The organism is Pseudomonas versuta (assembly GCF_001294575.1).
GTDB classification, from domain to species: Bacteria; Pseudomonadota; Gammaproteobacteria; order Pseudomonadales; family Pseudomonadaceae; genus Aquipseudomonas; species Aquipseudomonas versuta.
Genome location: NZ_CP012676.1, coordinates 173,150 through 189,453, shown reverse-complemented (window position 1 = coordinate 189,453; position 16,304 = coordinate 173,150). Strand labels below are relative to the sequence as shown.

Here is a 16,304-nt window from a genome sequence, read left to right as displayed (position 1 = left end):
CGACGGCCCTTGGGAATGGCAATCAACCCTGAGTCGAAACGCCGCACTTTTTAATCCTGCGCGGGCGCCAGCGCCACACGCAACGCTTCGATTGCCGCGTCACGGGCCGCGCTATCGGCGAATGCCGGGCTGTCGGCGACGCATGCGTCATGCAGCCAGACGCTGAAGCTCAGGTCCTGAGGACGAATATCAAGTGCCTCGCCCGCTTGCAGCTGTTTGGTCACCTGACCGGCGGCTTTGCCATCAGCGAAGTTGCGCGACAACAACAGTTGCTCGCCATCGGCAGCCAGCAGACGGAAACGGAAGCTGCCGTCTTCGTCACGGAAGCTGACGAAGCGTGGGCCCTTGGCCGCTTTCTTCTTGCTGGACGTGGCAGTCTGGGCAGCACTGACAAACGAACGCAGACCGACCGCTTCACGCAGCTCGGCCAGAAACGGGGTCGCGGTTTTGCGGGCTTTCTGGGCGCCGGCCAGCAGGATGTCTTCCATATCGGACGGGCGTGACATCAGTTCGTGATAACGCTCGCGAGACTCGCCCAGGTCGGCGTCCAGCAGCTTGAACAGACGCTCTTTGGCTTCACCCCAGCCCAGACCTTGCAACAACTCGCCACGGAACTCTGCGCACTGCTCAGGCGTAGAGAACGCCTGATATAAGGTGAACAGGTGCGAGTTGTCCGGATCTTTGGCTTCGCCCGGCGCCCGGGAGTCGGTGACGATCCGTGAAATCGCGCTTTTCATGTCTTTGGCACTACTGAACAACGGAATGGTGTTGTCGTAGCTTTTAGACATCTTGCGGCCATCAAGGCCCGGCAAGGTGGCGACGCTTTCTTCAATCACGGCTTCAGGCATGGCGAAAAAATCCTTGCCTTTGCCGAACAGGTGATTGAAGCGCTGACCGATATCGCGGGCCATTTCAACGTGCTGGATCTGGTCGCGACCGACCGGCACCTTGTTCGCGTTGAACATCAGGATGTCTGCAGCCATCAGCACCGGGTAGCTGAACAACCCCATGGTGATCCCCGCATCCGGGTCTTCGCCGTTTTCCAGGTTCTTGTCCACCGAGGCCTTGTAGGCATGGGCGCGATTGAGCAAACCCTTGGACGCCACGCAGGTCAGCAACCAGGTCAGTTCCGGGATTTCCGGGATGTCTGACTGGCGATAGAACGTCACACGCTCAACGTCCAGCCCGGCTGCCAGCCAGGTCGCTGCGATTTCCTGACGCGAACGCTGAATGCGCAGCGGGTCATCGCATTTGATCAGGGCGTGATAGTCCGCCAGGAAGTAAAACGAGTCGGCATTGGTGTCCAGGCTGGCCACGATCGCAGGGCGAATCGCTCCGGCATAGTTGCCCAGATGCGGGGTGCCGGTGGTGGTGATACCGGTGAGGATACGGGTACGAGTGGTCATGGGTAATCGCTTATCAGGCTGCAATCAATACGAAAGGCGAGGCGCTACCAACTCTTTGAGCTCGGGCAGCTTGCCGTGAAAAAAGTGCCCGCATTCTGCCACTTTAAGCAGCTCATGGGGGCGTGACAGCGCGTTTGACCAGTCATAGACCAGTTGCGGGTCGATGACTTCATCGGTTTCTGGCTGGATCACGGTCACCGCACACGCTTGCGGCAAATCGTCTTCGGCACGCAAGCGCATCACCGCAGGCGCCACCATGAACAAGCGCAAAAGTTTCTCGCCCCGGGCTTCAAGCCGGCCGCCAAGGCTGGCGGCAACAAAACCGCCAAACGAAAATCCGAGCAAGGTGATCGGCAATTCCGGGTGCCGGGCACGCAGCCACAGGGCCGCCGCCAGCGCATCGTCGACTTCGCCTGTGCCCATGTCATGAACACCTTCGCTGGCACCCGTACCGCGATAATTAAATCGCAATGTAATCAGGCCAGCATCACGGGCAGTGCGTTGCAGGGTCGAAACCACTTTATTCATCATCGTCCCCCCTTGAACCGGGTTGGGATGACACAGCAGCGCAAGGCCTTTGGGCTCAGGCAAATTTAGGTACAAGGCTTCCAGTTGGCCGACAGGGCCATCAATTACTACAGGGGTTTCGCGGGTAAGCAAGAAGGAACTCCGTGACCTCAAACTGGGTCGACTCGTCTAGCTGATAGATTCTGTCTGGCATATTTGCGAGTGCATCGCGGTATACAGCGCAGGTCCGAGCCGTTAACGTAAAGCAAAGCCGTTTATAGAGGAAGGACTCGTGGAACACTCGCTCTTGATTTGGTTATTGCCGACTCTAGCCCTGGTTGCAGGTGTCGCCATTGGTTTTCTGATCGCGCGTCTACTGCCAAATGCCGCGCCTAACAGCACGCAGCGTCAGCTTGACGACATTCAGAAACGTTTTGACAGTTATCAAAGTGAAGTGGTCACCCACTTCAACAGCACCGCCAATCTGGTGAAAAAACTCACGCAGAGCTACCAGGACGTACAAGACCACCTCGCCGAGGGCGCCAACCGTTTGGCCCTGGACGAGCAAACTCGCCAACGTCTGCTGGCTGCCCTGCACTCTGACGCGCCTCAACCGCATCGCGAGCGCATCACCCCGCCGCACAGCACTGAGCCGCCACTGGATTACGCGCCAAAAACCCCGAACGCCCCCGGCATGCTCGATGAGCATTACGGCCTGAAGAAGTAATTCATCGGGTAAAGCGCTCAACAAAAAGCCCCGTGACCGGTAAGGATCACGGGGCTTTTTTTGTCCTGCAGGAACTGGCGGGCTCCTGCACAACAAGGTCTTAAGGGTACTGCTGAACCTGCCCTTGCTGCTGGTAGTTCACGCCCGGAATCGGTGCCAGGGTGATCTGAACGCGGCGGTTTTGAGCACGGCCGTCAGGTGTGGCGTTGCTGGCGATCGGGTCGGCCGGACCTTTACCGCTGACCGACAGGTACTGACCGCTGACCCCTTGAGAGGTCAGATAGGTCGCCACACTTTGCGCACGCTGTTGGGACAACTGCATGTTGTAGTTGTAGTTCCCGGTGCTGTCCGTGTAGCCCACGATCTGAATCAGGTTCTGGTTATTGAATTGCTTCAGCGAATTGGCCAGGTTGTTCAGCGGCTGGTAGAAGCTGGGAGCGATGTTCGCCGAGCTGGTGGCAAACGTAATATTACCCGGCATCACCAGGGTGATGTTGTCGCCCTGGCGCTGAACTTCAATCCCGGTGTTGGCCGTGCTCGCGCGCAATGCAGCTTCCTGCTTGTCGGCATAGTAGCCATAACCTGCGGCCCCCAGACCAGCCACGGCGGCACCGATCAAAGCGCCCTTGCCACGGTTGTTATGGTCGATGGCAGCCCCGGCAACAGCACCGGCCAAAGCCCCCAGACCACCGTAGGTAGCGGTTTTGCTCATGCCCGAAGAGGCCTGGCCCTGATTGTCATACGGGTTGGGCGAGGCGCAGCCTGCCAGCAAGGCAATGGCACTTGCGGCAATAATCAAACGACGCGAGGTGAACATGGTGAAGCTCCTGTCAGTCTTTCTGGAGGCAAAGGTCGTTGGCATTGGACCTCTGTAGGGCGTTGGAACGCGACCAACGGTAAAAATTCCTCAGGCCGCTCATATTCGTACTCCACAAACGATAGTCGCCTGATCGCCTGCCCACAAACCGATGCACCCTGCCCGCACAAATTTTACTTTTTAGGCAATTTGCTACCGACAGGAATATGCAGATAAGACATCACACTTTCTGTCAGCTCTGTCGCCAGTTTGACTGCCTCCTTGTTGCGCGCCATGACGCCCGCCACCAGACCTTCGATCAAGGCCAGCACGGCGATACTGGAGCTGGTCAGCACCGGGTGGTCAGCCGGAGCGAACAGTACATGCCTTGCAATGCTGCTCAGAGGCGAGGCTGGCGAATCGGTAATGGCCAGCACCGTGGCACCGCGCTCATTGGCGAAACGCGAAAGCTGCAGAGTATCGATGGAGTAACGCGGCAGAGAGATCGCCAGTAAAACGTCCTGATCGGTGATCGCAGCCAGACGATAGGCCGCGTTTTCATTACCGCCTTCCATACTGATAGCGGTGGCATCGGCACAAAACGGAGTCAGGGTCGAGGCTGCGAGGCCAGCGAAGTAAACACTGTTTCCAAAACCCAGAATGTAGATTTTGCGCGCCTTGATCAGATGGCTGACAAACGCTTCAAAGGTGTCCGGATGGTTGTTGGCCGCCGCCGTGGCCAGATTGCTGCTGGCACTCTGAATCTGCTCATGCAGGCCAAACGCACCGTCCGGCCGATGGGCCAGTTCATTGCGCAGCTTGTCGACGGGCGATACCACTTGTTGCAGTGTCGCCACCAGTTCGGCCTTCATCCCGCTGTAGCCGCCCAGATTCAAGGCCTTTGCCAGGCGGTTGACTGCCGCTGGCGAGGTACGGGTCTCGTGTGCCATCTCCTCAATCGTCAGGGTTGCGGCGCGCAGCGGATGACGCAGGATAAAATCGGCGACCTTACGCAATGAAGGCTGCAACTCGGGCACGATCTCCGCCAGCTTGCGCATCACCTGGGCGGCATAGATCGTGGTGTCTTTGGATGGATTCGGCATATCCGGCTCAACATTCCCTGTGGATAAAAAAGGGGCGGCGCCCGAAACCGGTCCATGCAGGAGCAAGCCTGCTGGCGGTTCAGCCCTGTACAGACTGCCCTGGCTTCTAACGACCGCAGTGTATCCGAAGCTGTCGCCGGCTATTTCAAACTGCCGCAAAGAAACTGCTGCAGGCGCTCGGACTGAGGATTGGCCAGTACCTTGCGCGGCTCACCACACTCCTCAACCACCCCTTGATGCAGGAACACCAACTGGTTGGAAACCTCACGAGCGAAGCCCATTTCGTGAGTGACCACCACCATGGTCCGCCCCTCCTGCGCCAGGTCCTGCATCACTTTAAGCACGTCCCCCACCAGCTCGGGATCGAGGGCCGAAGTCGGCTCGTCGAACAGCATCACTTGCGGCTCCATGGCCAGGGCACGGGCAATTGCCACCCGCTGCTGTTCACCGCCCGACATATGGGCCGGCCAGGCATTCATGCGGTGCGCCACGCCGACCTTGTTCAAATAATATCCGGCCTTCTCCCGAGCCTCGCTCTTACTCATGCCAAGCACATGCACCGGCGCCTCCATGACGTTTTCCAGCGCATTCATGTGCGACCACAGATTGAAATGCTGAAACACCATCGACAGCCGCGAACGCATGCGCTGCAACTGGTGCGGATCGGCGGCCTTAAGCCCGCCCTGCCTGCTATTGACCAGCCTCAACGGTTCGCCATCGAGCTCGATACTGCCGCTACTCGGCTGCTCCAGCAGGTTGATACAGCGCAAAAACGTGCTTTTTCCTGAACCGCTGGAGCCGATGATACTGGTCACATCACCCGCCCTCGCCTGCAACGAAACGCCCTTGAGCACCTCATGGGAGCCATAGCTTTTATGCAAATCCTGAACTTCAAGTTTGTACATGACATCCACTCTCTGAGGGTCAGTCGCTGAGCAAGCGACCTTGGCGAATAAGGGTATTGCCGGCAACTTTGGCCAGCCACAAACCGGGCTGGGCAAAGCGCAGGCGCTCGCGGGCATAGAGGATGCCGTCGGTACTGGCGCGCACCACACTGTGGCGATCGGTAAGCGGATCCATCACTTCAAACAGCGGATCACCCACTTTGACCCGTGCCCCGAGCGGCTGCACAAAGCTCACCACCCCCGGGTGCGGGGCGTAAGCATACTGGGCGCCCGCAAACGGCGTGGCCTCACAACATTCGACCGGTGCATCGGGCCACTCACCGCTGATCAGCCCCTGCTCGGCCAGATAGCCGAGGATCGCCTCGGCACTCTCCACGCACGGCCCGGACTCGGTGTCGGCCATGCCGCGCAACTCAATGGTGGCGGCGATACAGGCCATCGCAATATCGGCCTCGGGGAAGCGCTCGGCCAAGTGCAACCAGGGGATCGCGCAGGCTTCATCAAACGCACTGCCGCCCGCCTCTTCAGCCAGCAAGGCAGCGCCTGCGTGCAGCCGGGAAGCCAGCGAACGCAAGCGCGGCCAGTTTTGCGGCAAGGCGTACAGCAACATGATCGACTCAAAATCACAATGCAGGTCCAGTACCACATCGGCGTCACAGGCATGGCGCAGCAGCAGGCAACGCAGGCCATCAAGCTCGCAGGCCGGCTCCGGCTGCTCGCTCAATACATCCAGCATGGCCCGGCGGATGAGCACCGTATTGGCACCAGCATCGCTGCCCAACTGACCGGCTACCCGCGCCGCCACGCCGTCGGCCAGCAGCGGAAAATCGCGATTGAAATTTTTGCCGCTGGAAAACTCAAAACGCCCCTGATGAGTCGCCTGGAACATCTGGGCAATCCCGATGGGGTTGGCCATCGGCACCAATTCGATCACCCCGTTCAAACGGCCTTGTTCTTCAAGCTCCAGCAGACGTCGCTTGAGCTCCACCGCAACCCGCATCCCCGGCAACTCATCGGCATGCAAAGAGGCCTGGATATAAGCCTTGCGTGCACCCTGGCCAAAACGAAACAGCGAAAGATGGCGCTCTGTGCCCGAGGCACTCCACGGCAACAGGTATTTAATATGCTCCATAACACGCCCCTTAATGTTTGCGCGGTGCCTGGTACGCCAGCCAGCGGCGCTCGGCCAGCTTGAACAGACGCGTCAGGATAAAGGTCAGGATCAGGTAGAAAACCGCCGCCGTAATGAACGCTTCAAACGGCAGGTAATAACGTGCACTGACCGTACGTGCGGCCCCGGTGATATCGACGAGGGTGACAATCGAAGCCAGGCTCGTGGTCTGCATCATCATCAGCACCTCGTTGCTGTATTGAGGCAATACCCGACGCAAGGCCGAGGGCAGGAGAATCCGGCGATACAAGGTCACTCGCGACATGCCCATGGCTTTAGCCGCTTCGATTTCACCGTGGGGGATGGACTTCAGACTGCCCGCTAGCAACTCCGCACTGTAGGCGCCGGTATTGATCGCAAATGCCAGGCACGCGCAAAAGGTGGCACTTGAAAGGTATGGCCAAAGCACGCTTTGGCGCACAGTTTCAAACTGAGCCAAGCCGAAATAGATCAGAAACAGCTGCACCAGCATCGGTGTGCCGCGAATGACATAGGTGTAAAGCCAGGCCGGAAAGTTGATCAAAGGCGATCGAGAGACTCGCATCAGCGCCAGCGGAATCGCCAGCATCAAGCCAAAGAACAGGGAAATCAGCAGTACTTTGAGAGTCACCAGGGCGCCACCGAAATACAGCGGCAGGTTTTCCCAGATCACGTTGTAGTCAAGAATCATAAGGTGCTCCCAATCACAGCTCGGCGGCTTTTATGCTGGCCGAGTAGTGGTTTCCCAGAAAGCGCAGCACCAGCAATGACACGCTGGTCAGCATCAGATACAGCCCCGCTACCGCGAGAAAAAACGTAAACGGCTCATGGGTCGCATCGGCTGCACTCTTGGCTTTGAACATCATGTCCTGCAGACCGATGACCGAAATCAACGCCGTGGACTTGGTCAGCACCAGCCAGTTATTGGTGAACCCCGGCAATGCAAACCGGACCATTTGCGGTACCAGAATTCGCCAGAACACCTGCCCATTGCTCATGCCATACGCCAGCCCCGCCTCGATCTGCCCTTTAGGGATGGCCATAAAAGCGCCGCGAAAGGTTTCCGAGAGATAGGCCCCAAAAATGAAGCCCATGGTGCAGACCCCGGCAACAAAGGGATTGATATCGATATAGTCAGTGGAACCCAGGGCCAGAGCGATGCGATTCACCAGGTCCTGGCCGCCATAGAAGATCAACAGAATCAACACCAGATCCGGAATACCCCGGATCACAGTGGTGTAGGCCTCGCCCGACCTTGCGAGCCACTTGACCGGTGACAAGCGCAACATCGCGCCGATCAGGCCCAGGACTATTGCCAGAGCCATGGAGGTCAAGGCCAGGTTCACGGTCAGCCAGGCACCCTCGAGAATGCTCGATCCGTAGCCATGGAGCATGATGAAGTTCCTTGAGCGTGCGCCAAAAAATGCGCGAAAAAAGCCCCGGCCGCCCCATGAGGAAGCGGCATCAGGGAGGCGGTTTACTTACCTTTGACCGTAGATGTCGTACGTGAAGTACTTAGTCATCACTTGCTCGTACTTGCCGTTGGCGCGGATGGCATCAATGGCGGCACTCAAACGGTCGGCGTTGGCCTTGTCGCCCTTGCGCACGGCGATGCCTGCGCCGCGACCGAAGAAAGCAGGGTCGTTGATGTCCGGCCCGACAAGGGCGTAACCCTGGCCCAGCGGGGTTTTGATGAAACTTTCATCGGTGTAGATGATGTCTGCGAGCGTGGCGTCCAGACGGCCCGAAACCAGGTCCAGGAACGCTTCACTCTGGGTCGAGTAGCGCACGACCACGACCCCTGCGGTCTCAAGCTTCTGCGTGGCAAAACGGTCGTAGGTCGAAGATCGCTGCACCCCGACGCGCTTGCCCTTGAGATCAACCAGCGGATCGTTGATCACGTTGCCCGCTTTCATCGCGAACTTGCCGGGCGTGTGGTAGTACTTTTTGCTGAAATCAACCGACTTAAGGCGGTCTTCGGTAATCGACATGGAAGACAGCACCGCATCAACCTTGCGCACTTTGAGTGAGGGAATCATGCCGTCAAACTCCTGGACCACCCAGGTGCATTTGATTTTCATCTCTTCACACAGCGCGTTGCCAATGTCGTAGTCGAAACCGCTGATTTCGCCTTCCGGGGTTTTCATCGAAAACGGAGGGTAGGACGCTTCGATACCGATACGCAGAGGCGCGTCGTCGGCGCGGGCCACAAAACTGAAAGCGCACAGGGCCAGTGCACCTAGAAGTACTGTCTTGTTCAAATTGTTGACTCCTGAAGGGCATTCGGGGGAAACACTCGCCATCCAAGCTGGCGCGCAAGATCAGTCCGTCGACTGTGTGCGGCTATAGATGACACGTATTATTTCAGAAATCAACTTAGTGAAAATATTTATATCAAAGCCGACAGCCAAACACGCCTCGATACGGCCCGGCCAGACACCTAAAACTTCACCCCCACACTCAGCGTCATGAAATCGCGGTCGCTGAGCGTGCTGTAACGCCCGCCAAAGAAGTTGGTGTACGACAGACTGCTGGTGTAGGTGTTCTGGTACTCGGCATCAACCCCCACGCTCACCGCCTTGCGGCCTTGTACAAAGGTATTGTCGGGGCCCGGCGAATAACCGCTGACGTCGTGGGACCACGCCAGATTGGGTTTGAGGTTGAGACTGGTAAACACGTTGTTGTAGGCCCATTCAGCCCGTGCGCGATAGCCCCATGAATCAGACGTGGTAAAGCCGTCCTTGCCGGCGCTTCCAAATACCGGATCACGGCCGTAGCGCAGCCCCGAATCGCCCTCCAGGCCTGCCACGTGGGTCACGCCGACCTCGCCAATCAGGGTCAGCCGGTCGGCGCCCATGGCATTGTCGAAGATGTGGGTCACAGACGTCTGAAACTGAGTGATCTCCTTGCGCCGATATCCCTGGGAATCAGCCCCCGGAGTAACACTCAGCGGCGATGCATCGGCCAGACCCGGCAACAGGGTCACGTTGGCGTACAGCAGGTCATTGCTGTTGAGCTGCACCGGCGCATTTGGCCGATAACTCAGCTCGCCTTTCCACACCGAGCCTGTGGATAAGGTGGTGGCGAAACTCACCCCGTAGAGGCGGATATCTTCGGGATATTCGACGTAATAGCTGGAGTTACCGGCAACAATCATCGGAGCCAGCCCGCCTGCAACCGAAGCCGCGTTATAGACCGACTGCCCCGCCGCACGCCCGCTCAGAATCGGATCGCGGCTGTGGTAGTTCATAAAGTAGGCGCCAAAAACGGTATCCAGCGGCTCGAACGCATAGTGCATGGCCACGCCGAATTGCCCGCTGTTGCGCGCATCGCGGTCAGCTGCGCGGCGCACCAGTACGCCCTCGCCATTGACCTCGACACCCGCTGAAGTCAGGGCTGCCAGATCAGCCACATTCAACGCCGAGCGCTTGCTCATCACCCGATAATTGCCGTCGCAGCCGTCGGCAGTCACGTCGGACTGCGAGAAAAACGTCCCGCAGTTGTCGGTTTCTGACTGCTCCCAGTCCAATTGATAAAAGGCCTCGGCCGACAGGTTGTCGGTGAGATTTTGCGAGATATAAAACAGGTTGACCGGCACCAGGCCGTCTTTGTATTCGCTACCCGGACGACGATAGGCCGCGACATCGGTCGGGTTGATGGCATTGATCCCGCCGCCGATAAACGCGCTTTCACCCCAATTGACTACCTGCTTGCCCAGGCGCACCGCGCCGGGCTGATCGGCAATCGCGTAGTTGTGATAGACAAACGCATCCAGCAGTTGCGTACCGGCAGACTGGGCCGAGGCTTTGCGCCCGCTGTCGCTGACCGGCTTGAACGGGCGACTGTCATCCTGCAGTTCAAAGTCGTACCAGTACTTCCCCCGGACATACAGGCCGCTGTCGCCGTACTTCAGCTCCAGCCCGTGGGTGCCGGTAAAAATCTTGGAGAAGGTTTCGCCGCGCTTGAAGTTAAGGCGACCATCGTCAGAGATTTGCGATTGCCCCTTGCCGCCGTTATTGGCACCGATCAGGTTGTGATCGGCCTTGGCGGTAGACCAGCTGGCGCCGATGGACAGCTCGGAATCGATCTGGCCTTCGACCTCGCCAATGTTAAAGCTCACGCCCCAGGCGGGCCCGGCGAGCGTCGAGACAAGGCAGACTGCCAGCGGCAGTTTGACTTGGCGCCAGAACCGGTTGACTGAGGACATCGATACTTCTCCGTGGGCACGCACAATGAGCCGCAAGGATGAAGGAAAACCAGAAATTGACAAGATCGTCGGCAGCGAACTTGCTCGCGAGGCCGGCAACCCGGGCTGTCTGACAGCCCGGGCTTGTGCGACAGCGGGCAAGCCCGGGCGGCAGGGGCCCGCTACCCGATGGGGGCGAACAGGCTTTTTATGCTTAAAAACATCAATTCATTTCGGTAAACGCAAGCTTCACACCCAGAGCCACCAGCACCGCGCCCATGGTGCGGTCAAACCAGTGGCCCATGCGGGCAAAGCCGGTGCGCACGCGCTGATGACTGAACAGCATGGCCACCATGCAAAACCACAGCCCGGTCGCGACCGCCAGGTACACGCCATAACCGGCCTGAATTGACAGCGGTGTATGCGGGTTGATGACCACCGTAAACAGCGACAGGAAAAACAGCGTGGCTTTAGGGTTCAGGCCATTGGTCACAAAGCCCGACGTGAAGGCCCCGCGCGCTGTGCGCTCGCCAACCGGCAAAGAAGCAGCCACGGCTGCCGGATCCGCAGGCTTGGCGCGCAAGGCCTTGATCCCGATGTACAGCAGGTAGGCAGCTGCCAGCCATTTAAGGGCGTTAAACAACACAATCGACTGCGAGACAATGATCCCGATCCCCAGCAGCGAATAGCCGACATGGACAAAAATTGCCGTGCCCACACCGAACGCGGTAAACATCCCGGCGCGGCGGCCGTGGGTCACGCTTTCACGCACCACCACGGCAAAATCCGGCCCGGGACTGGCCACCGCCAGCAGATGAATCAGGGCAACGGTCAAAAATTCTGTCCAGTACATGCACGGCTCCATTACAAATTGTTTCTTCTGTTAGGCTCGCCACATTACGCCTTCACTCGACAGCACAAAAGGTACAGTTGATGACGAACACTCAGCGCGCAGTATTCCTGGATCACACTTCACTGGACCTGGGCGACCTCGACCTTGCCCATCTGCGCCAGTGTTTCAGTGAATTGCAGCTGTGGTCGGACACCGACGCCGATAACGTGATCGAGCGTCTGCAAGGCGCCAGCGTGGCCATCAGCAACAAAATCCTGCTCAACGCGCGGACTCTCGCGGCCTGCCCCGAACTGAAGCTGATTCTGGTTGCGGCCACCGGCACCAATAACGTTGACCTGCAAGCGGCCCGCGCCCTGGGCATTACCGTCGCCAACTGCCAGGGTTATGGCACGCCCTCGGTGGCCCAGCACACTCTGGGGATGTTGCTGGCGCTGGCCACCCGCCTTGTCGACTACAACAAAGCCGTGACTGCGGGGCAGTGGCAGCAGGCCAGTCAGTTCTGCTTGCTGGACTTCCCGATTGTCGAACTCGAGGGCAAGACCCTGGGCCTGTTCGGTCACGGTGAGCTGGGCAGCGCTGTGGCCCGGCTGGCCGAAGCATTCGGCATGCGCGTCTTGCTGGGCCAGATCCCCGGTCGCCCGGCCCGTGCAGACCGTCTGCCACTGGATGAACTGCTGCCACAGGTCGACGCCCTGACTTTTCACTGCCCGCTCAACGAACACACGCGCAACTTTATCGGCGCCCGTGAACTGGCCCTGCTCAAGCCGGGAGCGTTCGTGGTCAACACCGCCCGCGGCGGCATGATTGATGAACAAGCCCTGGCCGATGCCCTGCGCAGTGGACATTTAGGCGGTGCGGCCACGGACGTGCTGAGCGTTGAACCGCCACGCGACGGCAATCCGCTGCTGGCCGATGACATCCCGCGCCTGATCATTACCCCGCACAGCGCCTGGGGCAGCCGCGAAGCACGCCAGCGAATCGTCGGCCAACTGGCGCAAAACGCCAAAGCCTTCTTCAACGGTACAGCGCTGCGGGTCGTCAATTGATAGACTGCGGCCCTTTTTGAGGAGCAGATTATGGATCCGCGCAGTGAAGTACTGCTTCGTCAGCCTGAATACTTTCAAGGCTCGTTGCTGTTGGTAGGTTTGCCGGCTGACGAATTGCTCGGCGAACTGCCAAATGCCCATGGCTGGTGCTGGCACGCTGGCGACCAGGCCACCCTCGATGCCCGCTTTGAAGGACGCGTGCATTTCGGCATTGAACTGCCAGAGCGCGCGTTCGATACCGCCGTGGTGTTTCTGCCCAAGTCCAAGGAACTGGCCGATTATCTGCTCAACGCTGTGGCGGCCCGCCTGCCCGGCGCGGACGTCTTTCTGGTGGGTGAAAAGAAGGGCGGCATCGAAGGCGCATCCAAACAGCTGATCCCGTTTGGCAAGCCGCGCAAGCTCGACAGCGCGCGCCACTGCCAGTTGTGGCAAGTCACGGTGCTCAATGCGCCAACAGCTCCTGTGCTCGCCGACCTCGCCCAGCATTACGAGTTGCCGCTGGCCGAAGGCCCGTTGAAAGTTGTCAGCCTGCCGGGCGTGTTCAGCCATGGCCGTCTGGACCGAGGCAGTGCCCTGCTGCTGGAACACCTGGACAAACTGCCCAGCGGCCACGTGCTGGACTTCGGCTGCGGCGCCGGGGTGCTGGGTGCGGCAGTCAAGCGGCGCTACCCGCACAACACCGTCACCTTGCTCGATGTGGATGCCTTTGCCACCGCCAGCAGTCGTCTGACCCTCGCCGCGAACGGTCTGGAAGCCGAGGTCATTACCGGAGACGGGATTGATGCGGCGCCGATGGGGCTGAACTCGATCCTGAGTAATCCGCCGTTTCACGTCGGAGTCCATACCGATTACCACGCCACAGAAAACCTGCTGCAAAAAGCAGTCAAACATCTGAAAACGGGTGGCGAACTTCGTCTTGTGGCCAATAGCTTCCTGCGCTACCAGCCACTGATCGAAGAGCAGTTCGGGCACTGTACGGTCAAGGCGCAAGGCCAGGGTTTCCGGATTTACAGCGCCAAACGCCGCTGACAGAAAAGCAAAATAAGGGCTTGCCGGATCGGATTTGCCTAGGCAGAATCCGCTCCGTCCTAGGGGAGTAGTCTCCCACGAGCACCGCGCTCGTCCGGCATGCGTCAACATACTTGGTCAACAGACCATGGTGCATGCGACCCAGGTGTCCGCACAGACGGACCGGGGTTTGACAAGACCTATGACACGAACACCTTACCCGGGGCGGGGAGGCTGTACGTGTCATAGCCGTGTCGACCCGCCCCTGGAAAACTACCTGATGATGCTTGATTCCTTACTCGTTCCTACCGCAATCGTTGCCTTGGCCGAAATCGGTGACAAGACGCAACTGCTCGCGCTCATTCTCGCCGCACGGTTTCGCAAACCCTGGCCGATCATCGCCGGCATCGTGGTGGCGACCCTCGCCAACCATGCGGCAGCCGGTGCCGTGGGCGCCTGGTTCAGCACGTTCTTCACCGATGTGATGTTGCACTGGGTGCTCGCCGCGAGCTTCACCGCCACGGCGCTGTGGACCCTGGTCCCGGACAAGATGGACGACGATGAGGCCAGTACAGCTCGCAAGTACGGCCCTTTCATCACCACCCTGATTACCTTCTTCATCGCTGAAATGGGTGACAAGACCCAGGTGGCTACCGTGATGCTGGCTGCGCAATACCCGGATCTGTGGCTGGTGATTATCGGCACCACCCTGGGCATGCTGATTGCCAACGTGCCGGTGGTATTGGCGGGTAACTTTGCGGCCGACAAACTGCCGCTGACCCTGATCCGCCGACTGGCCGCGACTGCGTTCTTCGTGCTGGCGATAGTGGCGGTGTACAAGGCCATGGCTATCAGTGGCTGGGTGTAACGGCCACTGATTGCAGCAGGAACTGACTTGCCAGCGATGCAGACCCCATCCATGCAATCGCTGGCGAGCCAGGCTCCCACAAGCAAAGCCCGGTCGAAACCTTGCTGCAATCTCTCAATTGTGGGAGCTGGCTTGCCAGCGATGCGAACACTGCGGTCTGACTGTCTAACCGCATGGATACAATCGTTGGCTAGCCAGACTCCTGCAGAGAAAGCCCGGCCTGAACCTTATCAGGTCTTCGGCGCTTGCTCGTACAAGGGCAGCACTTTGGGGATAGCGGCTTGCAAGGCGGCAATACGACTGCTGGAGGCCGGGTGAGTGCTCATGAATTCAGGCGGCGCGTCTTGGGATTCCTTGGCCATTTTCTGCCACAGGGTAATCGCCGCATTCGGGTTGTAGCCCGCCCTGGCAGCCAGTTCCAGGCCAATCAGATCGGCTTCGTTTTCATTACTGCGGCTATTGGGCAACGTCAGGCTGTAGTTGACCACTGTATCGGCCAGTTGCAGGCTGTCCTGCCCCAACCCCAACAATGCGCCTGCGCCCTGCTTGGCAATCTCGACACCATAGGCTTTGGACATGGATTCGCGCCCGTGCTCACGCAAGGCGTGGGCAATTTCGTGCCCCATGATCGCAGCGATTTCGTCGTCACTGAGCTTGAGCTGATCAATGATCCCGCTATAGAAGATGATCTTGCCGCCAGGGCCGCAGTTGGCGTTGAGTTCGTCGCTCTTGACCAGATTGACTTCCCAGTTCCATTGCGCGGCATCCGGGCGAAAAACCGGGGCCTGGGCAATCAGGCGGTTGGCAATGGCCTGCAAACGCTTGGCGTTGGCGCTGGTCTTGTCCAGTGCACCTTTGCTGTTCGCCTCTGAGACGGTCTGCTGGTAGGACTGCGCATACATCTGATCCACTTGCTGGCTCGACAGCATGCTGAACATGTACTGCTTGCGTTCAATCCCTACCGCGCCACCACTGGTGGTATTTACTGCCTGGCAACCTGCGAGCAATACCCCGGCGCCCACCGCGCACACTACCGCTAACTTACCCATCGAAACTCTCCATAAAGATGGCCCGCATCGTATCTCAACCCGGTGTCAGGCACTCGGGTGCATTGAGTTTTGGATCATTGACCAGATTGGCCAGCGGCCGTTCACGCAATGGCATCTGCGGGCTGGCAAGCAATGCCTGGAGTACTTGCAGCGGGGTTTCAGGATCGAGCCAGGCCTGTTGCCCGGCCTCATCCAGAATCAGCGGACGGCGCTGGCTGGCGGCAGCCTGAGTAATCACCGCAGTACTGAGCCACACATGCCCCTGAACCGGGTAGGCCTCCCAGATGCCGGCAAAAAACAGCGAAGCGCCCTCCCCCGGCGTCAGCCAATAGGGGCGTTTACGCGTAGTACCTCGCCATTCGTAAAAACCGTTGGCCGGGATCAGGCAGCGTCGCTGGCGCAAGGCATCGCGAAACATCGGTTGCTCGGCCACGGTTTCGGCCCGGGCATGGGCCGGGGTGCGCGACAGGTCGGTCAGCCACGCCGGGGTCAACCCCCATCGCGCCCGCGCCAGTTCACGCTGACCAGGCTCGGCACCTGCACGCAGGATCAACACCGAGTCATTGGGTGAAATGTTCCACTGGGCCTGCTGATCGGCCGGAAAGCCGGGCAAGGCTGCAAACGCAGGGTTCCAACGAAACAGGGCAAAACGTCCACACATGGGGCAGCACAACTCTTCTATATAGATGCGGTAAAAAAA

17 protein-coding genes and 1 riboswitch are annotated in these 16,304 nt (G+C 59.1%); of the genes, 4 read left to right on the top strand and 13 right to left on the bottom strand.

All coding sequences use genetic code 11. The features are described from left to right. Window positions 1-50 precede the first annotated feature (50 nt). Together AOC04_RS00880 and AOC04_RS00875 are read right to left on the bottom strand one after the other, a co-directional pair. A complete protein-coding gene (locus AOC04_RS00880) occupies window positions 51-1,406 on the bottom strand; it encodes a tryptophan--tRNA ligase (RefSeq protein WP_060690738.1) in 1,356 nt (451 codons plus the stop codon). A gap of 24 nt (window positions 1,407-1,430) precedes the next feature. Continuing rightward, window positions 1,431-2,066 carry an alpha/beta hydrolase gene (locus tag AOC04_RS00875; RefSeq protein ID WP_060690737.1) on the bottom strand — a complete coding sequence of 212 codons (636 nt, stop codon included), beginning with the start codon at window positions 2,064-2,066 and terminating at the stop codon, window positions 1,431-1,433. 139 nt (window positions 2,067-2,205) lie between these two features. Here AOC04_RS00875 and AOC04_RS00870 point away from each other — a divergent pair, with 139 nt between their 5' ends. Then, complete coding sequence (locus AOC04_RS00870; protein WP_060690736.1) at window positions 2,206-2,640, top strand: Z-ring associated ZapG family protein; 435 nt, start codon at window positions 2,206-2,208, stop codon at window positions 2,638-2,640. A 100-nt stretch (window positions 2,641-2,740) separates the two neighbouring features. Here the strand turns inward: AOC04_RS00870 and AOC04_RS00865 are convergent, their stop codons facing one another. From AOC04_RS00865 to AOC04_RS00825, 9 genes are all read right to left on the bottom strand, one after another. Beyond that, a complete protein-coding gene (locus AOC04_RS00865) occupies window positions 2,741-3,457 on the bottom strand; it encodes a YiaD family glycine zipper/OmpA-like lipoprotein (RefSeq protein WP_003443708.1) in 717 nt (238 codons plus the stop codon). Between the two features lie 173 nt (window positions 3,458-3,630). After that, entirely contained in the window at window positions 3,631-4,539 is a 909-nt protein-coding gene (locus AOC04_RS00860; protein WP_060690735.1) for a MurR/RpiR family transcriptional regulator, read from the bottom strand. A gap of 140 nt (window positions 4,540-4,679) precedes the next feature. Next, window positions 4,680-5,444 (bottom strand): ABC transporter ATP-binding protein, encoded by a 765-nt coding sequence (locus AOC04_RS00855; protein WP_060690734.1) that lies wholly within the window; start codon window positions 5,442-5,444, stop codon window positions 4,680-4,682. A 19-nt stretch (window positions 5,445-5,463) separates the two neighbouring features. Further along, window positions 5,464-6,576 carry a succinylglutamate desuccinylase/aspartoacylase family protein gene (locus tag AOC04_RS00850; protein WP_060690733.1) on the bottom strand — a complete coding sequence of 371 codons (1,113 nt, stop codon included), beginning with the start codon at window positions 6,574-6,576 and terminating at the stop codon, window positions 5,464-5,466. A gap of 10 nt (window positions 6,577-6,586) precedes the next feature. Further along, window positions 6,587-7,285 (bottom strand): ABC transporter permease, encoded by a 699-nt coding sequence (locus tag AOC04_RS00845; protein ID WP_060690732.1) that lies wholly within the window; start codon window positions 7,283-7,285, stop codon window positions 6,587-6,589. 13 nt (window positions 7,286-7,298) lie between these two features. Continuing rightward, window positions 7,299-7,988: an ABC transporter permease gene (locus tag AOC04_RS00840; protein WP_060690731.1), complete on the bottom strand. Its 690-nt coding sequence runs from the start codon at window positions 7,986-7,988 to the stop codon at window positions 7,299-7,301. 87 nt (window positions 7,989-8,075) lie between these two features. Next, entirely contained in the window at window positions 8,076-8,855 is a 780-nt protein-coding gene (locus AOC04_RS00835; RefSeq protein WP_060690730.1) for an ABC transporter substrate-binding protein, read from the bottom strand. A 179-nt stretch (window positions 8,856-9,034) separates the two neighbouring features. Further along, entirely contained in the window at window positions 9,035-10,801 is a 1,767-nt protein-coding gene (locus tag AOC04_RS00830; protein WP_060690729.1) for a DUF1302 domain-containing protein, read from the bottom strand. 202 nt (window positions 10,802-11,003) lie between these two features. Next, window positions 11,004-11,633: a LysE family translocator gene (locus tag AOC04_RS00825; protein WP_060690728.1), complete on the bottom strand. Its 630-nt coding sequence runs from the start codon at window positions 11,631-11,633 to the stop codon at window positions 11,004-11,006. Between the two features lie 80 nt (window positions 11,634-11,713). Between AOC04_RS00825 and AOC04_RS00820 the strand changes: the two genes are divergently transcribed. The 3 genes from AOC04_RS00820 (at window position 11,714) to AOC04_RS00810 (ending at window position 14,555) form a co-directional block, all read left to right on the top strand. Beyond that, a complete protein-coding gene (locus tag AOC04_RS00820) occupies window positions 11,714-12,679 on the top strand; it encodes a 2-hydroxyacid dehydrogenase (RefSeq protein WP_060690727.1) in 966 nt (321 codons plus the stop codon). A 30-nt stretch (window positions 12,680-12,709) separates the two neighbouring features. Further along, complete coding sequence (locus tag AOC04_RS00815) at window positions 12,710-13,708, top strand: class I SAM-dependent methyltransferase (RefSeq protein ID WP_060690726.1); 999 nt, start codon at window positions 12,710-12,712, stop codon at window positions 13,706-13,708. A gap of 49 nt (window positions 13,709-13,757) precedes the next feature. After that, window positions 13,758-13,879, top strand: a riboswitch (yybP-ykoY riboswitch). Window positions 13,880-13,970: 91 nt separating this feature from the next. Further along, window positions 13,971-14,555: a TMEM165/GDT1 family protein gene (locus AOC04_RS00810; RefSeq protein ID WP_060696833.1), complete on the top strand. Its 585-nt coding sequence runs from the start codon at window positions 13,971-13,973 to the stop codon at window positions 14,553-14,555. A gap of 230 nt (window positions 14,556-14,785) precedes the next feature. On the opposite strand, the gene AOC04_RS00805 is transcribed toward AOC04_RS00810, so the two are convergent. Next, a complete protein-coding gene (locus AOC04_RS00805; protein WP_060690725.1) occupies window positions 14,786-15,604 on the bottom strand; it encodes a M48 family metallopeptidase in 819 nt (272 codons plus the stop codon). A gap of 34 nt (window positions 15,605-15,638) precedes the next feature. Beyond that, window positions 15,639-16,265: an SOS response-associated peptidase gene (locus AOC04_RS00800; protein ID WP_060690724.1), complete on the bottom strand. Its 627-nt coding sequence runs from the start codon at window positions 16,263-16,265 to the stop codon at window positions 15,639-15,641. Window positions 16,266-16,304: the final 39 nt, after the last annotated feature.